Source organism: Pseudomonas nitroreducens, assembly GCF_010994165.1.
GTDB lineage: Bacteria > Pseudomonadota > Gammaproteobacteria > Pseudomonadales > Pseudomonadaceae > Pseudomonas > Pseudomonas nitroreducens.
On record NZ_WMBX01000001.1, the window covers coordinates 1404893 to 1421584 of the forward strand.

At 64.1% G+C, this 16692-nt stretch carries 19 protein-coding genes and 1 tRNA gene; 10 read left to right on the forward strand and 10 right to left on the reverse strand.

The annotated features are described in order from the left end of the window. Positions 1-10 precede the first annotated feature (10 nt). Complete coding sequence (locus GJV37_RS06680) at positions 11-694, reverse strand: ABC transporter ATP-binding protein (protein WP_054909693.1); 684 nt, start codon at positions 692-694, stop codon at positions 11-13. Positions 695-704: 10 nt separating this feature from the next. Between GJV37_RS06680 and GJV37_RS06685 the strand changes: the two genes are divergently transcribed. The 3 genes from GJV37_RS06685 to GJV37_RS06695 all read left to right on the forward strand — a co-directional run bounded on the left by GJV37_RS06685 (position 705) and on the right by GJV37_RS06695 (position 2733). Beyond that, positions 705-1310: an arylesterase gene (locus GJV37_RS06685; protein ID WP_024764532.1), complete on the forward strand. Its 606-nt coding sequence runs from the start codon at positions 705-707 to the stop codon at positions 1308-1310. An 87-nt stretch (positions 1311-1397) separates the two neighbouring features. Beyond that, positions 1398-1676, forward strand: coding sequence for a hypothetical protein (locus GJV37_RS06690; protein ID WP_024764533.1), 279 nt, complete (start codon positions 1398-1400; stop codon positions 1674-1676). A gap of 73 nt (positions 1677-1749) precedes the next feature. After that, positions 1750-2733, forward strand: coding sequence for a L,D-transpeptidase family protein (locus GJV37_RS06695; protein ID WP_024764534.1), 984 nt, complete (start codon positions 1750-1752; stop codon positions 2731-2733). Between the two features lie 118 nt (positions 2734-2851). Here GJV37_RS06695 and oprI read toward each other — a convergent pair whose 3' ends face one another. Together oprI and GJV37_RS06705 are read right to left on the reverse strand one after the other, a co-directional pair. After that, complete coding sequence (gene oprI / locus GJV37_RS06700; RefSeq protein ID WP_017517003.1) at positions 2852-3103, reverse strand: outer membrane lipoprotei OprI; 252 nt, start codon at positions 3101-3103, stop codon at positions 2852-2854. Positions 3104-3515: 412 nt separating this feature from the next. Continuing rightward, positions 3516-3605, reverse strand: a tRNA-Ser gene (locus GJV37_RS06705). Positions 3606-3766: 161 nt separating this feature from the next. Here GJV37_RS06705 and earP point away from each other — a divergent pair. After that, a complete protein-coding gene (gene earP, locus GJV37_RS06710; protein WP_193452246.1) occupies positions 3767-4894 on the forward strand; it encodes an elongation factor P maturation arginine rhamnosyltransferase EarP in 1128 nt (375 codons plus the stop codon). Between the two features lie 42 nt (positions 4895-4936). Continuing rightward, a complete protein-coding gene (efp, locus tag GJV37_RS06715; protein ID WP_017517001.1) occupies positions 4937-5503 on the forward strand; it encodes an elongation factor P in 567 nt (188 codons plus the stop codon). A 78-nt stretch (positions 5504-5581) separates the two neighbouring features. On the opposite strand, the gene GJV37_RS06720 is transcribed toward efp, so the two are convergent. The 3 genes from GJV37_RS06720 to GJV37_RS06730 form a co-directional block, all read right to left on the reverse strand. Beyond that, positions 5582-6010, reverse strand: coding sequence for an organic hydroperoxide resistance protein (locus tag GJV37_RS06720; RefSeq protein ID WP_024764536.1), 429 nt, complete (start codon positions 6008-6010; stop codon positions 5582-5584). Between the two features lie 172 nt (positions 6011-6182). After that, positions 6183-6632: a MarR family winged helix-turn-helix transcriptional regulator gene (locus tag GJV37_RS06725; RefSeq protein ID WP_024764537.1), complete on the reverse strand. Its 450-nt coding sequence runs from the start codon at positions 6630-6632 to the stop codon at positions 6183-6185. A gap of 62 nt (positions 6633-6694) precedes the next feature. Continuing rightward, positions 6695-7651, reverse strand: a complete 957-nt coding sequence (locus GJV37_RS06730) for a LysR family transcriptional regulator (protein WP_037007100.1) — start codon at positions 7649-7651, stop codon at positions 6695-6697. A 105-nt stretch (positions 7652-7756) separates the two neighbouring features. Here GJV37_RS06730 and GJV37_RS06735 point away from each other — a divergent pair, with 105 nt between their 5' ends. After that, positions 7757-8503: a sulfite exporter TauE/SafE family protein gene (locus tag GJV37_RS06735; protein WP_054909686.1), complete on the forward strand. Its 747-nt coding sequence runs from the start codon at positions 7757-7759 to the stop codon at positions 8501-8503. An 18-nt stretch (positions 8504-8521) separates the two neighbouring features. On the opposite strand, the gene GJV37_RS06740 is transcribed toward GJV37_RS06735, so the two are convergent. Further along, on the reverse strand, positions 8522-9373 hold the full coding sequence (locus tag GJV37_RS06740; protein WP_024764539.1) for a LysR family transcriptional regulator: 852 nt from the start codon (positions 9371-9373) through the stop codon (positions 8522-8524). A gap of 96 nt (positions 9374-9469) precedes the next feature. On the opposite strand from GJV37_RS06740, the gene GJV37_RS06745 reads away from it, so the two are divergent. The 3 genes from GJV37_RS06745 (at position 9470) to GJV37_RS06755 (ending at position 11553) form a co-directional block, all read left to right on the forward strand. Then, entirely contained in the window at positions 9470-9700 is a 231-nt protein-coding gene (locus GJV37_RS06745) for a DUF1127 domain-containing protein (protein WP_240967225.1), read from the forward strand. A gap of 92 nt (positions 9701-9792) precedes the next feature. Beyond that, positions 9793-10272, forward strand: a complete 480-nt coding sequence (locus GJV37_RS06750; RefSeq protein WP_170858421.1) for a DUF3291 domain-containing protein — start codon at positions 9793-9795, stop codon at positions 10270-10272. Between the two features lie 60 nt (positions 10273-10332). Next, a complete protein-coding gene (locus GJV37_RS06755; RefSeq protein WP_193452248.1) occupies positions 10333-11553 on the forward strand; it encodes a winged helix-turn-helix domain-containing protein in 1221 nt (406 codons plus the stop codon). 34 nt (positions 11554-11587) lie between these two features. Here GJV37_RS06755 and loiP read toward each other — a convergent pair whose 3' ends face one another. Further along, positions 11588-12349 carry a metalloprotease LoiP gene (gene loiP / locus GJV37_RS06760; protein ID WP_170858423.1) on the reverse strand — a complete coding sequence of 254 codons (762 nt, stop codon included), beginning with the start codon at positions 12347-12349 and terminating at the stop codon, positions 11588-11590. Between the two features lie 130 nt (positions 12350-12479). Continuing rightward, complete coding sequence (locus GJV37_RS06765; RefSeq protein ID WP_170858424.1) at positions 12480-13826, reverse strand: class II 3-deoxy-7-phosphoheptulonate synthase; 1347 nt, start codon at positions 13824-13826, stop codon at positions 12480-12482. Between the two features lie 410 nt (positions 13827-14236). On the opposite strand from GJV37_RS06765, the gene GJV37_RS06770 reads away from it, so the two are divergent. Then, a complete protein-coding gene (locus tag GJV37_RS06770) occupies positions 14237-14998 on the forward strand; it encodes a spermidine synthase (protein WP_037007103.1) in 762 nt (253 codons plus the stop codon). Between the two features lie 19 nt (positions 14999-15017). Here the strand turns inward: GJV37_RS06770 and GJV37_RS06775 are convergent, their stop codons facing one another. Then, positions 15018-16685 (reverse strand): ShlB/FhaC/HecB family hemolysin secretion/activation protein, encoded by a 1668-nt coding sequence (locus tag GJV37_RS06775; protein WP_037016284.1) that lies wholly within the window; start codon positions 16683-16685, stop codon positions 15018-15020. Between the last annotated feature and the right edge of the window lie 7 nt (positions 16686-16692).

Here is a 16692-nt window from a genome sequence, read left to right on the forward strand (position 1 = left end):
CGCTCGTCCGTCAGGGTTCGACGTGGTCGATCAGATGGCCGCTTTCCAGGCGGATGTGACGCTGGCAGCGGTGGGCGAGGCGCTCGTCGTGGGTCACCAGGACGAGGGTGGTACCGCGCTCGCGGTTCAGCTCGAAGAGCAGGTCGCTGATGCGCTCGCCGGTATGGGTGTCGAGGTTGCCGGTGGGCTCGTCGGCGAACAGTACATCCGGCTCGGCGGCGAAGGCGCGGGCGATGGCGACCCGCTGCTGCTCGCCGCCGGAGAGCTGGCGCGGGTAGTGGGTGAGGCGCTGGCCGAGGCCGACTCGCTCCAGCAGTTCCCGGGCGCGTTGCCCGGCGTCCTTGCGGCCATCGAGCTCCAGCGGCAGCATGACGTTCTCCAGCGCATTGAGGCTGTCGAGCAACTGGAACGACTGGAAGACGAAGCCGACATGAGCGGCACGCACGCGGGCGCGCTGGTCCTCATCGAGCCTGCCGAGGGTGTGGCCGAGCAGGACGATCTCGCCGCCGCTGGGCAGGTCGAGCCCGGCCAGCAGGCCGAGGAGGGTGGACTTGCCCGAGCCGGAACTGCCGACGATGGCGAGGCTGTCGCCGCGGGAGAGGTCGAGGGAGAGGTCGTGGAGGATGGTCAGCTTGCCTTCCGCGCTGGAAACAACCTTGCTAAGGTTCCGCGCGGTGAGAATGCTTTCGCTCATGGAGAATCCGATGCGTGCATGGCTAATGGGCGGCTGCCTGGCGTTGCTTCTGATCACGCAGCAGGCCGCGGCGCAGACGCTGTTGGTCGTCGGCGATAGTATCAGCGCCGGTTTGGGGCTGGATACCAGCCTGGGTTGGGTCAGCCTGCTGGACAAGCGCTTGAAGGAGCAGGGTTTCGACTACCAGGTGGTGAATGCGTCGATCTCCGGCGACACCACGGCAGGCGGCCTCGCGCGCCTGCCGGCGCTGCTCTCGGAGCAGAAGCCGAAGCTGGTGGTGATCGAATTGGGCGGCAACGATGGCCTGCGCGGGATGGCGCCGGCGCAATTGCAACAGAATCTTGCCTCCATGGTGGATCAGTCGCGCCAGGCGGGCGCGAAGGTCATCCTGCTGGGGATGCGCCTGCCGCCGAACTACGGGCAGCGCTATACCGATGCATTCGCCAAGGTCTTCGACAGCGTGGCGAGCGAGCAGAAGATTCCGCTGGTACCGTTCTTCCTCGAAGGAGTCGGCGGTGTACAGGGCATGATGCAGGCGGATGGCATTCACCCGGCGGTGGCGGCACAGCCTAAACTGCTCGACAACGTGTGGCCGACGCTCAAACCCTTGCTGTGATGGGCGGTTGCAGTAATAAACCACTGAATCGAGGCTTCCCCGCGCCCGGCCTTTCGGCTATGTTTGCGCACCCTTCTGGAACCCCCTATGTCGCGCCACGCCTGGACCCTCTTCGCCTACCAGTTGATCGAACCCGATGAGCAGCTGGACCTGTTCGCCTGCCGCGAAGTGCGGGTGCACCTGGTTGCGCGCCAACTGGAGCTGGGAACCCCGGCCGACCGCACCCTGTGCGGCAGCCTGCTGCCGGCGCAGCCACTCTGGCGCGGCGCCGAGAGGCCGCTGCTGCGCGACCGGCGCATCTGCGCGGCCTGCCTGAAACAACTGGAAGAGGAAAAGCGCGGCGCGCGCGGTTCCTGGCTCGTCTGATATCTCCCGTTGACGGGGCTTGCGGTGGTAAACTGATCACCCTTTGCTCATTGCCCACGTCAAGGATCCTCGGATGTTGTCGCGCGTCATTGCCGCCTGCTCGCTGTCCCTCGCCGCGCTGCTCTCGGCCGGCCCCGTTTCCGCCATTGAATTGCCGTTGCCGGCGCCGGGTGACGATATCGTCGGCCAGGTCCAGGTGATCAAGGCCAAGTACGAAGACACTTTCGCCGACCTCGGCGAGAAATACGGCCTCGGCTACTCCGAGATGATCGCCGCCAACCCGGGCGTCGATGCCTGGCTGCCGGGTGTGGGCACCGAGATCATCATTCCGACCCGCTTCGTCCTGCCGGCCGGTCCGCGCGAGGGCGTGGTGATCAACCTCGCCGAATACCGCCTGTACTACTTCCCCAAGGACAAGAACGTCGTCTACACCTACGCCCTGGGCATTGGTCGTGAAGGCTGGGGTTCGCCGGTGGGCAGCACCAGCGTGATCGCCAAGACCAAGGACCCGGCCTGGTATCCGCCGGCGTCGATCCGCGCCGAGCACGCCGCCGATGGTGATCCGCTGCCGACCGTGGTGCCGCCAGGCCCGGACAACCCGCTGGGGCCGTACAAGATGAGCCTGGGCTTCCACGGCTACCTGATCCATGGTTCGAACAAGAAGTTCGGCATCGGTACTCGTACCAGCCACGGTTGCTTCCGCATGTACAACTGGGACGTGACCCAGTTGTTCTCGATGATCCCGGTGGGTACCAAGGTGCGCATCATCAACGAGCCGTATAAGTTCGGTCGCAGCGAAGGCAAGATTTACCTCGAAGCCCATGCGCCGATCGATGACAACGGTGATCCTTCGGTCGTCGACAAGCATACCGCCGTGATCAACGCGCTGCTCAAGCGCGAAGACATCGCCAGCCAGATGCAGATGGACTGGAACGTGGTGCGTGAAGTGGTTGCCGCCGAAGATGGCCTGCCGGTTGCCATTGCCCAGCCGCAGCAAGTGCAGCAGGGCGGTTCGGTTGCCGCCACTGTCGACCAGGATGCGATGCCGCTGCAGTAACTTTCTACTGCAGCGAAAGAGCCCGCCGCGAGCGGGCTTTTTCTTGCCAGCTACTTTCCTGCGGGCATAAAAAAACCGACCCCGAAGGGTCGGTTTTTCGAACAGATCCGAAGATCTATTACTTGCGGCTGGCTTTGTCCAGCATACGCAGTGCGCGCTCGTTAGCCTCGTCAGCGGTCTGCTGGGCTTTCTGAGCGGCGGCCAGAGCTTCGTCAGCCTTGCGATAGGCTTCATCGGCACGGGCTTGAGCGCGAGCAGCGGCGTCTTCAGTAGCGGTCAGACGTGCTTCGGTTTCTTTCGAGTGGCTGCTGCAACCGGTGGCCAGAACAGCAGCCAGAGCCAGAGCAGAGAATTTCAGAACGTTGTTCATCGTGTTCCCCTTAAGGTGGACATTTCCATTAAAAGCAATCTCCCATGACTGGGAAATTAGCCGGACTACATAGTACCCATTACTTGTAGTAAGTAAACTGACCAAGCGCAAGTACGGCAGTTTTTTTTCATGTTAGGTCGCTCTTCGCAGTTGTGCGAGGCCGATTTGGGCAAAAACTGTCCAATCTGGCAAAGGAGTGTTTCCAAAGTGCGTCAGGCAAGCTCCGAGGCCGCTTTCCGGCCTGCGGAACCAAGCCGTCAGATGACTGTCGCCTATGGTCGAACAACTGTTTAATCGCCGTTGTGCATTTGTCCAGCGGACAACTTGCAACTAGGTCGCAACAGGTGAAGAAAGTGTGAAGGGGGAAAACGAAAAAGCCCGGCTAATTGCTTAGCCGGGCTTTTCATGAATCTGGCGGTGAGGGAGGGATTCGAACCCTCGATACGATTTCTCGTATACACACTTTCCAGGCGTGCTCCTTCAACCGCTCGGACACCTCACCAGATTTCTCGACAGCGCTGTGTCTGTCGAGGCGCGCACTTTACTCAAAGGTTTCCTCCTTGGCAAATGTTTTTTGAAAATTTTTCCCAACGGATTCATCGGCTTAAGGAGCACGGCCTGGATCGCGGGTACACTGGCGCCATCTGATCCTCCGGAGAGCGCATGGCCAACTGGGACGTTTTCTGCAGCGTAGTCGACAACTATGGCGATATCGGTGTCACCTGGAGACTGGCTCGCCAACTGGCCGGCGAACATGGCCAGCGGGTTCGGCTATGGGTCGACGATCTGGCGGCCTTTGTGCGTATCTGCCCGGCCGCCGATGGCGCGGCCGAATCGCAACACCAATCCGGCGTGGAGGTACGCCTGTGGCCGAAGCCCTGGCAGGATACTCAAGCGGCGGACGTGGTGATCGAGGCCTTTGCCTGCGAAATGCCGCCTGCCTATATAGAAGCGATGAAGCAACGCCGGCAGCCGCCTCTGTGGCTGAACCTGGAATACCTCAGCGCCGAGCCGTGGGTGGAGTCCTGCCATGGCTTGCCATCGATGCAGGCCAGCGGTTTGCAGAAGTACTTCTACTTCCCCGGTTTCACTCCGGCCACCGGCGGGCTGTTGCGCGAGAGCGACCTGATTGCACGGCGTGACGCTTTCCAGGCCGACCCGGCGGCCAGCCTTCGGTTCCTGGAAAGTCTGGGCGTGCACCCGCGTGCCCATGAGCGGCGCATTTCCCTGTTCGCCTATGAAAATGCCGCGCTGGGCAGTTGGCTCGACGCATTGGCCGCCAGCTCCGACAGCATTTTGTTGCTGGTACCGGAGGGCAGGGTGCTGGCCGATGTCGAGCGCTGGGCGCAGAGAACGTTAAAAGCAGGGGGGCAGTTCCAGCGCGGTGCGCTGCGCCTGCAAGTACTGCCCTTCGTGCGCCAGGAGGACTACGACCCGCTCTTGTGGAGTTGCGATGTCAACGCGGTGCGTGGTGAGGATTCGTTCGTGCGGGCGCAGTGGGCGGGGCGGCCATTCGTCTGGCACATCTACCAGCAGGATGACGATGTTCACCTGGAGAAGCTGCAGGCCTTCATGGCCCTGTTCAGTGACGGAATGGACGAGCCGCTGCGGACCGAGCTGATGGCGTTCTGGATGGCCTGGAATGGCCAGGGTGATGCCGGGGAAGCCTGGCGAAAGCTGGAAAGACGGTTGCCGGAGTGGTCCGCGTGGATTGGCAATTGGCAACGGCGCCTGGGCGAACAAACCGATCTTGCTGCGGGGCTGGTGCGTTTTTATACAAATTGGCTATGATATGGCCCCTGATTTTTGTCTCCAATCCAATCGGATAATCGTATGAAAACCGCACAAGAGTTCCGCGCTGGCCAGGTTGCCAACATCAATGGCGCCCCCTGGGTCATCCAGAAGGCCGAGTTCAACAAGTCCGGCCGTAACTCCGCGGTCGTCAAGATGAAGCTGAAGAACCTGCTAACCGGTGCCGGCACCGAGACCGTGTTCAAGGCCGACGACAAGCTGGAGCCGATCATCCTCGATCGCAAGGAAGTAACCTACTCCTACTTCGCGGACCCGCTGTATGTCTTCATGGACACCGAGTTCAACCAGTACGAGATCGAGAAAGACGATCTGGAAGGCGTGCTGACCTTCATCGAAGACGGCATGACCGACGTCTGCGAAGCGGTCTTCTATAACGAGAAAGTCATCTCCGTTGAACTGCCGACCACCATCGTTCGCGAAATCGTCTATACCGAGCCGGCCGTCCGTGGCGACACCTCCGGTAAAGTGATGAAGACCGCTCGCCTGAAGAACGGTGCTGAAGTCCAGGTTTCCGCCTTCTGCGAAATCGGCGACTCGATCGAGATCGATACCCGCACTGGCGAGTACAAGTCCCGCGTCAAGGCCTGAGCCTGATTCGAGACACAAAAAAGCCCGGCTGATGCCGGGCTTTTTCGTTTCTGGCGTTCTGGATTGTCGGCGCTGGAGTCAGACGCTGACGTTCAGGCGCACGTCGATATTGCCGCGGGTGGCGTTGGAGTAGGGGCAGACCTGGTGAGCCTTGGCGACCAGGTCTTCCGCCTCGGCCTGGTCCAGTCCCGGCAGATTGATGTTCAGCTCGACTTCCAGGCCGAAACCGCCGGGGATCTGGCCGATACCGACCTTGCCGGTGATCGAGGCGTCCGCCGGGATCTGCTTCTTGCTCTGGCTGGCGACGAACTTGATGGCGCCGATGAAGCAAGCCGAGTAGCCAGCGGCGAACAGTTGCTCCGGGTTGGTGGCTTCGCCACCGGCGCCGCCCAGTTCACGCGGGGTGGACAGTTTTACGTCGAGGATGCCGTCCGAGGAAACGGCACGGCCGTCGCGGCCTCCGGTGGCGGTAGCGGTGGCGGTGTAGAGGGCTTTGATGGTTTGCATGGTGGTCTCCGATTCGCTGTCAGGTAAGTCTGGGTGAGAATGTCTTGCTGCTTAATATCTTGTGCGCTAAGCAGTTCGTGAGAAGAAAGTTAGTTCTATTTAATTTAGCGCGCAAGATAATTTTTGGAAGATTTCTGACTAAGGAACCTGCAGCTTGGGCATAAGCCCCGATTTACGGGGCTTGCAAATGTCCGCGCAGGTCCACGAGCTCTTCCTGGAGTCGCTTCAGACTGTCCAACGTTAGACCGCTGCTGGCCAGGATGCAGGCCGGAATGCGCTCCGCCTGTCGGCGCAGTTCCCGGCCCTTGTCGGTCAGGCGCAACTGCACGACGCGCTCGTCTGCCTGGCTGCGGGTGCGGGTGATCAGGCCTTCGGTTTCGAGCCGCTTGAGCAGCGGCGTGAGGGAGCCGGGGTCGGTGAGCATGCGTGAGCTGATCTCGCCCACGGTGATGCCGTCTTCTTCCCAGAGCACCAGCATGGCGATGTACTGCGGGTAGGTGAGCCCCAGTTCCTGCAGCAATGGCTTGTACACCTTGGTCATCTGCAGGGAGGTGGAGTAGAGGGCGAAGCACAGCTGGTTATCCAGCTTGAGGGCTTCGCAGGTCGGGTCTGGCTTGGTCATGGCGTGCTCCGGGCTGGGCGCTCGAGGCGAAGAGGTAATTGCGCATTAATTTAGCGCGATGGTTAATTCTTGAACAGCGCTTCCTCCAGTGCCGTGTCCCAGGGGGGAGGGAAACCAAATCGCTTCAGCAGGAAGGCCAGCAGGCGTTCGCTGCGCGGGTGGGTACCGCGTTGCAGGCGCAGCGCGTGGATGACGCCGGGCTCTGGTTCGGGGAGGCCGTTCTCGCAGAACAGAGGCAGCAGCTGGCCGCTGATCAGGTACTCGCTGCACAGCCATGTCGGCAGGTGCGCCAGGCCAATTCCCTGCAGCGCGCCTTCCACCAGTGTTTCCGCGTTATTGGCGGTCATGCGCAAGCGGCGCGGCCGGAGCTGCTGCAGCCTCCCATCGATGAGGAAGCGCCACGCCAGTGCCGGCGCCAGGCCTTCCCAGTCCAGGCCGATGTGCTCCGGCAATTCCAGGGGGGAGGCAGGCTTGCCGTGGTGCTTCAGGTAGGCGGGGCTGGCGCAGACGACCCGCCGCATGGACGCCAGGCGTGTGGCGACCAGGCGGCTTTCAGGCAGGGTGCCGATGCGCAGGACCAGGTCGACCTGGCCGAGGTTCTCCCCGCGGGTGTCGGTAAAGCTGTCGATCAGCCGCAGTTGCACGTCCAGGCCGGGGTTGGCGGCGAGAAAGTCGACCAGCGCCGGTGCGAGGTGGCGACGACCGAAAGGCACCGGGGCGTCGATGCGGATCAGGCCTTCCGGCGCGGTGCTCAGGGACACGGCCTCCGCTCGCGCCTGACGCAGTTCGCTGACGATCCGCCGTGCCCGTTCGGCGAAGGCCAGCCCAGCCGGCGTGGCGCGCACCTTGTGGGTGCTGCGCACGAGCAGGGTCGATCCCAGCCCCTGCTCCAGGGAGTCCATGCGTCGTGCCACGGCGGAAGGGGTGAGCTGGCGCAGGCGGGCGGCAGCGGAAAAGCTGCCGTTGTCGAGCACGTCCAGGTAAAGATCGAGCTGGTCCTCGAGGTTGGAGGGCGTCATGGCATTCATTGGCTATGCGAGAGAGGCAAAGCCATTGTGCAGCGCTTTGCGTTTCCCATCCAGCCAGGCTTTTCTAGCATGGACGCACTGTTGTGGAGGTGCGTGATGTGGGATCTGGTCGTGGACTTTCTGCTCGGCGTCGTGCTGGGCAGCCTGGGTGGGCTGTTCGGTATCGGCGGCGGGCTGCTGGCGATTCCGGCGCTGGGCGTGCTGTTCGGGCTGGACCAGCAGCTGGCGCAGGGTACCGCGCTGGTGATGGTGGTGCCGAACGTGCTGCTGGCAATCTGGCGCTATCACCAGCGCAATCGCATCGATTTCGCCCAGGCCGGGGTGCTGGCGCTGACCGGCCTGGTCTGTGCGTTCTTCGCTTCCAGCATTGCCGTCAACCTGGATGCGCGCAGCATGCGCACGGCCTTCGTGGTTTTCCTGGTGCTGTTGGCGCTGTACCTGCTGGTGCGCCTGTTCCAGCGCGTGCCGCAGGGTGGCAGCACGCCGCGCTACGGCCTGCCTTGGATGGGCGTTCTGGGGTTGGGGGCTGGTTCGCTGGGCGGCCTGTTTGGTGTGGGCGGTGGCGTTCTGGCGACGCCGGTGCTGACCTCGGTGTTCGGCCTGACCCAAGTGATCGCCCAAGGCCTCGCGCTGGCCCTGGCGGCGCCCAGCACGGGCGTGGCGCTGGCAACCTACGCGGTGCACGGCCACGTGGACTGGCGCATGGGCAGCGCGCTGGCGCTGGGCGGCCTGGTGAGCATTTCCTGGGGCGTGCGGCTGGCCCACGCGCTGCCAGAACGTCAGCTGCGCATGGCCTTCAGTGCCTTCCTGATCGTCTGTGCGGTGCTGCTGGCGGTGCGCTGAGTCCCTGCGTGTTGATCGTCAGGACTTGAAGCCCTCGACTATGTACTCGGCGAGCTTGTCGGTCACCGGCGTCATCTTCTGCCCACGCAGCAGCACGATGCTGGCGTTGGGCAGCACCGGCAGCCCTTCGTCTTCGCCGATGATGCGCAGGTTGCCGGTCAGCAGGCTGCGCAACTGCGCGGTCACCGCCAGTCCGGCATTGGCCACGGCGAACAGGGCCGACAGGCTCGGGCTGCTGTAGGCGATGCGATAGTCCACTTCCATCGCCTCCAGGGCGTTGCAGGCCCAGGCGCGGCAGAAGCAGGCGGTGTTGAACATCGCCAGCGGCAGCGGGCGCTGGTCCTGCGGGCAGAAGCTCTCCGCGGCCATCCAGACGAAGTCTTCCTGGCGCAGCAGCTGGCCGATCTCGGTGCCCGGCTCGCGGGTGACGATGGACAGGTCGAGGTCGTTGCGCATCAGCAGTTGCGCCGAGGAGTCGCAATGCACCTCGACCTGCACCAGCGGGTAGGCCTCGGCGAAGCGCGAGAGGATGCTGGGCAGGAAGCGCATCACATAATCGTCCGGCGTGCCGATCTTCACCGAGCCGACCATGTGCGGCTGGCGGAAGGTGTTGAACACCTCGCCCTGCAACCGCAGGATGCGCCGCGCGTAACCCAGCAGGATCTGGCCTTCCGGCGTCAGGCGCACCTGGCGGCCGTCGCGCTCGAACAGGCTGCGTTCCAGCACGTCTTCTTCCAGCCGTTTCATCTGCATGCTCACCGCCGACTGGGTGCGGTTGACCATCTCGGCGGCGCGGGTGAAGCCGCCGTGGTCGGCGATGGCGACGAAGGTGCGCAGCAGTTCGCTGTCGATGCTGGGGAAACTGCTCATTCATCAATCTCCGAGATGGGTCGCATAAGAATGATTCGTTGGATTGATCTTAGCGCGAGCAGGAAACTGCATCCAACCCCACAGGGAGGAAGCAAGATGAAAGGTCAAATCGGTTTCGTAGCAGCGTCCTATCACGTCTATAAGGTCCCGGCGGCACCGTTGTGGAATCGTGTTCTCAAACGCGTTCTGCGTTGGCATGAACTGGCCCGCCAACGTCACGAGCTCGCTAGTATGAGCGATGAGGCGCTCAAGGACATCGGTTTGAGCCGTGCCGATATCCAGCAGGAAGTCGAGCGCCCGTTCTGGATGGATTATGTTCGCCGTTGAACTTGGCCGGGCGGCACGGCTTCTCGCCGTGCTGCCCGCGCTTGAATCTGCAATCACCGTGAAACGAAAGCCATGACAAGGATGCCACGCCCATGAAAGGCCAGCCCAGCCGTTACCACCTCGCCCAAGTCAACATCGCCAAGGCCCGTGCCCCGCTGGATCAGCCGGTGATGAAGGGCTTCGTCGACCAGCTCGACCACATCAACGCCCTGGCCGAGCGCAGCCCTGGGTTCGTCTGGCGCCTGCAGACGGAGGAAGGCGATGCCACCTCCATCCGCGTCTTCGACGACCCGCTGATCATCGTCAATCTGTCCGTCTGGGAGTCGGTGGAAGCGCTCAAGGATTACGTCTATGGCGGCGAGCACCTGCAGGTGCTGCGCAACAAGCGTGACTGGATGGAGCGCCTGTCGGCGCCCAGCCTCGCGCTTTGGTGGTTGCCTGAAGGCGAGTTGCCCGATGTACAGATGGCCCGCGACCGCTTGGATCGCTTGCGGTTGGAGGGGCCTTCGGCGGACGTCTTCACCTTTGCTCGACCTTTCCCAGTGCCTGAAACAATTGCCGTGCCGGCCTGATGCAGCCAGCTCCGGCAATAGGCGTTAGGCTCTAGGGCTTGCCCCGTCCTGGAGTCCACGATGCCGACCGTAGAATCCCTGTCCCTCAAGCAAGCCCGCCGTCTGACACTGGCCGCCCAGGGCTTTGCCCTGCGCAGGCCCGGTGGCGAGGTGCAGCGTCGCCATGTGCGCAGCCTGCTGGAGCGCCTGGGTGTGCTACAGATCGATTCGGTGAACGCGCTGGTGCGCTCGCATTACCTGCCGTTGTTCTCGCGCCTGGGCAACTACTCGCCGACGCTGCTGGAAGAGGCGGCCTGGAGTGGCGGGCGGCATCGTCGGTTGTTCGAATACTGGGGGCATGAAGCCTCGTTGCTGCCGCTCGAGCTGTATCCGCTGATGCGCTGGCGCATGCGTCGCGCAGCCGAAGGGCGCGGTATCTATCAGCAATTGGCGCGCTTCGGGCGTGAGCGACAGGCGGTGATCCAGCGGGTGCTCGATGCCGTTCGCGAGCAGGGCGCGCTGGGCGCCGGCAGCCTGACTACCCGCGTGGAACGTGCCGGCCCCTGGTGGGACTGGAGCGAGGAGAAACATGCGCTGGAATGGCTGTTCGCCGCAGGCGAGGTGACGGTCGCCGGTCGGCGCGGCTTCGAGCGTCTGTACGACTTGCCGGAGCGCGTACTGCCGTCCGATCTGCTCCGGCAGCCCGAGCTGGACGAGGCCGAGGCGCAGCGCCAATTGCTGCTGCATTCCGCCCAGGCTCTGGGCGTGGCCACCGAGAAGGACTTGCGCGACTACTTCCGCCTGGACCCCGCCGACAGCAAGGCGCGGCTGGCGGAGTTGGTGGAGGCGGGCGATCTGCTGGTCGTACAGGTTCAGGGCTGGCAGGCGCCGGCCTATTGCCTGGCGGAACCGGTCCTTCCGCGCAAGGTGCGCGCCAGCGCCTTGCTTTCGCCCTTCGACTCGCTGGTCTGGGAGCGCGCCCGCACTGAGCGGCTGTTCGATTTCCGTTATCGCCTGGAGATCTACACGCCGCAGCACAAACGCGTTTACGGCTACTACGTCCTGCCTTTCTTGTTCAACGAGCACCTGGCCGCGCGGGTCGATCTGCGCTCCGATCGCGCCGCGGGAAATCTGGTGGTGCATGCCGTCCACGAGGAGGAAAAGGGATTGGGCGAGGAGGGGAACGCCGCGTTGGCGCAGCAATTGAACGAGATGGCGCGCTGGCTCGGGCTGGAACGGGTGGCGGTGAACTGCCGGCGCCCCTCAGGCGAGCGCCTGCAGGGGCTGCTGACGCAGGCCTGAAACGAAACGGGCCTCCGCAGAGGCCCGTCCGTGATCACTTGCCGCTGGCGATGCGTTTGCGGATGTGGTCCGCACGCTGCTGCGAGCCGGGGTGGGAGTCGAACATGCTGCTTTCCTGGCCGCCGCTGAGCTTGGCCAGCTTGTCGAAGGCGCTGGCCAGGCCGTTGAGGTCGATGCCGCGCTTCTTCAGCAGGTCGAAGGAGTAATCGTCGGCCGCCGACTCCTGGGACTGGGAGAACTGCGCGTTGACCAGCGCTTCACCGATTTCCCCCAGCTGCGATTGCGACAGGGCGGCGACGGTGGCATTCCCCGAGGCTGCGACGGCACCGCGGGCGGCGGCGGTTGCGTAGGCAGTCTGGGTGGCCTTCTTCACGTGGCCGAGGGCGACGTGGCCGATCTCGTGGCCGAGCACGCCTTCCACTTCGTTGTCGTTCATCAGGTCCATTAGGCCGGAGTAGACGCGTACGCAGCCATTGGCCATGGCGAAGGCGTTGACGTCTTCGGTGAGGTAGACCTTGTAGTTGATCGAGGTACCGGTCAGCGGGTTGCCCAGGGCGGCGGCTATCTTGTCCAGGCGCTGCGCGTAGGGGCTGGAGGCTGGGGCGATCTGGGCTTCGGCATCCTGCTTGGCACAGGCTTCGTCGGCGACCTGCTTGATCTCGGCATCGCTGAGGGTGGCGGCCTTCATGGCCATCATGCCCGACTGCACGAGGCTGTCGGTGTTCATGTTCTGGCAGCCGGAGAGTGCGGCGCTGGCGCCGATCAGCAGGGCGAGGAGGGAGCGGTGCAGTTGCATCGGGAATCTTCCTTGGTTGACGGTTTCCATGGCGCGGCGGCTGCCGCGCGGGGCGCCACTCTAGGTAGACGCCTGGTACCCGTCAATTGTGGGAAGAGCTCTCAGGTGTTTGCTGAGACGCGTGTCCGGTTCAGCGACGGACCTGCTTCAGGGTTTCGGCGATGAGGAAGGCCAGCTCCAGCGACTGGTCCGCGTTCAGGCGCGGGTCGCAGTGGGTGTGGTAGCGATCGCTCAGGCCGGCCTCGGTGATCGGCCGCGCACCACCGATGCACTCGGTGACGTTCTGCCCGGTCATCTCGATATGGATGCCGCCGGCGTAGCTGCCCTCGGCCCGGTGTACTTCGAAGAATTGCCGGACCTCGGCGAGGATGCGCGCAAAGTCGCGGGTCTTGTAGCCGCTGGAGGCCTTGATGGTGTTGCCGTGCATGGGGTCGGAGCTCCACAGCACCTGCTTGCCCTCGCGCTGCACGGTCTGGATCAGGCGCGGCAGGCCGTCGCCGACCTTGTCGGCACCCATGCGCACGATGAGGTTGAGGCGGCCGGGCTCGTTGTCCGGATTGAGGATGTCGATCAGGCGGATCAGCTCCTCGCTGTCCATGCTCGGGCCGACCTTCACGCCGATGGGGTTGCCGACGCCGCGGAGCATTTCGACATGGGCGCCGTCGAGCTGGCGGGTGCGGTCGCCGATCCACAGCATGTGCGCGGAGCAGTCGTACCAGCCGCCGGTGAGGCTGTCGCGGCGGATGAAGGCTTCCTCGTAGTTCAGCAGCAGTGCTTCATGGGCGGTGAAGAAGCTGGTCTCGCGCAGTTGCGGCGCGGTATCCAGGCCGCAGGCACGCATGAAGGCAAGGGTTTCGTCGATGCGGTCGGCCAGTTGCTGGTAGCGCTCGGACAGCGCCGAGTTGGCGATGAAATCGAGGTTCCACTGGTGCACCTGGTGCAGGTCGGCAAAGCCACCATTGGCGAAGGCGCGCAGCAGGTTCAGCGAGGCCGTGGACTGATGGTAGGCCTGCAGCAGCCGGTCCGGGTCCGGCACGCGGCTTTTCTCATCGAAGCCGATGCCGTTGACGATATCGCCGCGGTAAGCCGGCAAGGTCACGCCGCCGATGGTTTCATTGCCGGAGGAGCGCGGTTTGGCGAACTGGCCGGCCATGCGGCCGACCTTCACCACCGGGCAGCCGGCAGCGAAAGTCATCACCACCGCCATCTGCAGCAGCACCTTGAAGGTGTCGCGGATCTTCGCCGCGGAGAACTCGGCGAAGCTCTCGGCACAGTCGCCGCCCTGCAGCAGGAAGGCGCGACCAGCAGTGACCTCGGCGAACTGTCGGCGCAGCTCGCGGGCCTCGCCGGCGAACACCAGCGGCGGGAAGCTGGCGAGGGTGCGCTCGACCTCGCTCACGCGGTTCGCGTCGGGGTAGGCGGGCTGTTGCTGGATCGGTTTGCTTCTCCAGCTATCGGGGCTCCAGGGCAGGCTCATTGGCGGGTCTTCGCGGCTATGGACGGTATCCGCCCATGGTATCAGCTCGGCATATGGCTCGCGCGAGGTCGCCGTGGCGGTTTGCGCTGGAAAAGAAGGGACATCCTTGTCCTGGGGAACACTGGTGGGCGATCAGCCGCCCGCGCAGCGCACAGGTGTGCGCTGACGCAGGAATACCGACGAAAGACAGTGGCGGTTGGCGGATTCGCGAAGGGCGCTACGCTGGCGCATGCTCGGTTGTGCCTCTTGGGCTGTTATTCTTGCGGCTTTGCCGACCTGGCGGTCGCGGGTGGCCGTCTTGATTCGAAGGATTATTGCGTGCGCGAGCCCCTGTATTTCAATGGCAATCCGTGCCGTTCGCCGTATCCGGCGAGCCGCATTGCCATGGCTGTATCCTCCCGGAGACGGTGATGAGCGAGGAACAGTTGAGCGAAGAGTTGCTGATCGTCGAGGAGCGCGATGACTTCGGCGTCATCCGTGTCGTGGAGAGCGGTGCCTTCCGCTACCTGGAGTTCGGCGACGAGGTCGAGCAGAGCTGCGTGCTGACGGGTGATCCGAGCTGGCTGGAGTACGACTACTCGCGCGCCATGCTGGTCGGTGCGCTGTGCCATCCGCGCCCGCGCCGCGCGCTGTTCCTCGGTTTTGGTGCCGGCAGCCTGACCCAGGCCTGCCTGAAGTACCTGCCGCTGGACGAAGTGGAAGCCATCGAGCTGCGTCCGTCCATTCCGCGCCTGGCCCGCGAGCACCTCGGCCTGGCGGACGATGAGCGCCTGAACCTGCGCATCGGCGATGCCGTGCAGGAGCTGGCCGGGTGCGAGCCGGCCGACCTGATCTTCCTCGATCTCTATACCGATACCGGACCCGCGCCGGCGCACATCGGCTGGGACTTTCTCGGCGCCTGTCGCGAACGCCTGCGGCCGGGGGGCTGGCTGGTGATCAACCAGTGGAGCACCGACGACGGCCGACCCCTGGGTGCCGCACTGCTGCGCGGTCGCTTCAATCGGCATTACTGGGAATGCCCGGTGCCCGAAGGCAACGTGATCGTCTTCGTCCCCGCCGAACTGGATCAGGAGCTGAACCTGCGCGGCCTGAAGAAGCGTGTCGGCCAGCTTGAACCGAAGCTGGGCTATTCGCTGCGCCCCTACATCGAGTCACTGCGCCCGGCGCAGTGACTCTCTGCATGGATAGCCATCAGGGAATCTGATAGCTGAAGGCGAAGTTCAGCCGCGGGCTGCGCTCGTTGTTGTCCAGGGCCCGATCGCCGAAGGGCTTGGCCACTTCCATCGACACCAGGTAGTGCTTGCGGTCGGAGAAGCGCACGCCCAGCGCCGCGGAGCCGAGCTTGCCTTCGTTCAGACCGTCCTGGTTATAGCGGGTGCGCGCAGTGTCGACGACGAAGTAGGGCTGGATCTGGTTGAGCACCACACTCTGCCGCAGGAAGGAATAGTTCACCTCATAGGCGGCGCCCCAGCCCTTGTCGCCGGTGGCCTGATCGTCGGGGTAGCCGCGGCCGAAGTTTCCGCCGCCGTAGGTGACCTGCTCGGAATCCGGCAGCACGTCGTCGCTCCATTGGAAGGCGGCGGTCACCACGCCCTGCCAGTTGGAGCCGAACTGGTCCTGCTGGGCGCCGTAGCCGAGCAGGCGGGTGAAATTCTTCTTGATCGGATCCGGCGTCTCCGCGCCCATGCCGTTGAGGCCCTGGTAAACCGCCACGCTGCCGGCCCGCACGCGCTTCTCGGCGAATTGCTGGACCACGGTTTCGATCCCTACCACGCGAAGCTTGCTCTTCTGCTCGATACGGAAGGGGATGGCCGGGTAGACCAGGTCGTAACGGCTGGTGTCGTTCACCGTATAGCCGCGCAGGTTGAGGTCCCAGGTCAGGTCGCGGCGCAGCACCAGCGGAATCCCCAGTCCGGCGCTGACCCGCTCGTTCTGCCGCTTGCGCTCGAACTCCAGGCCGCTGGCCAGGCGCAGGTTCTCTCCGGGGCGCGAGTTGTACTTGCTGTAGCCGGCGAGCAGTTGCAGGCCGTTGTCACCCAGGAGCTGGCTGTAGTTCCAGGCGCGGTAGTACTCGTGGTCGTCGCCCGGCGGGTAGAGGTAGCTGAACTGCAGTTGCTCGCCCCAGCCGAGCATCGACATCACCTCGGCGTTGAACAGCCCGCGCTGCTCGCCACGGCGCGAGTCTAGGTTCATGCCGGTGTCGAAGCGCTTCTGCTTGCCCGCCAGCTCCAACACGGCGCCACCGTCGCTGGTGGTGGGCGGGTTGAGCGCCATGGCCATCTGCATGCCGGGCACCCGGCTCATCAGCACGCTGAAGCGTTCGAAGCTTTCGCGGGTCAGGGGTTTTTCCGCTTTCAGCTTCTCGATCCAGCGGTCCACGCGCATCTGGTGCACGCCCAGGTCGCCCGCAGCGCGAACCTGGCTGATGTGGCCCTCGACCAGTACGATCCGCGCGACGCCGCTGGCAAAGTCCTGGTTGGGCACGTAGGCGAACGAGATGAAGTAGCCGTCATCCTGGTAGCGCTGGGTGATGGCCTTGGCCGCCGCCACCAGCTCGCTGACCTGGATGGTGCGCTTGGTCAGTGGTTCCAGCAGCGGCTTCCAGGTCTCGACGGGGTAGTGCTTGCCGCCGGCCAGTTCGATGCGCTTGATGCGGATGCGCTGCTGGAGCACCTGTCCGGGCTGGGTTGCCGACGGTTCCGGAGCTGTGACCTTGGGGGCCTTGGGGCGAATATCGCCGCCAGGGAGGTTGGGGCGGGGAAGGGTCTGTTCGATATCGGAGCCGGGAAGCTGTATCGGGCGCTCGGCCCAGGCGAAGGGTGCAGCCAACAACAGGGGAAGGACAGCGAGTCTGCGCATCTGGCTC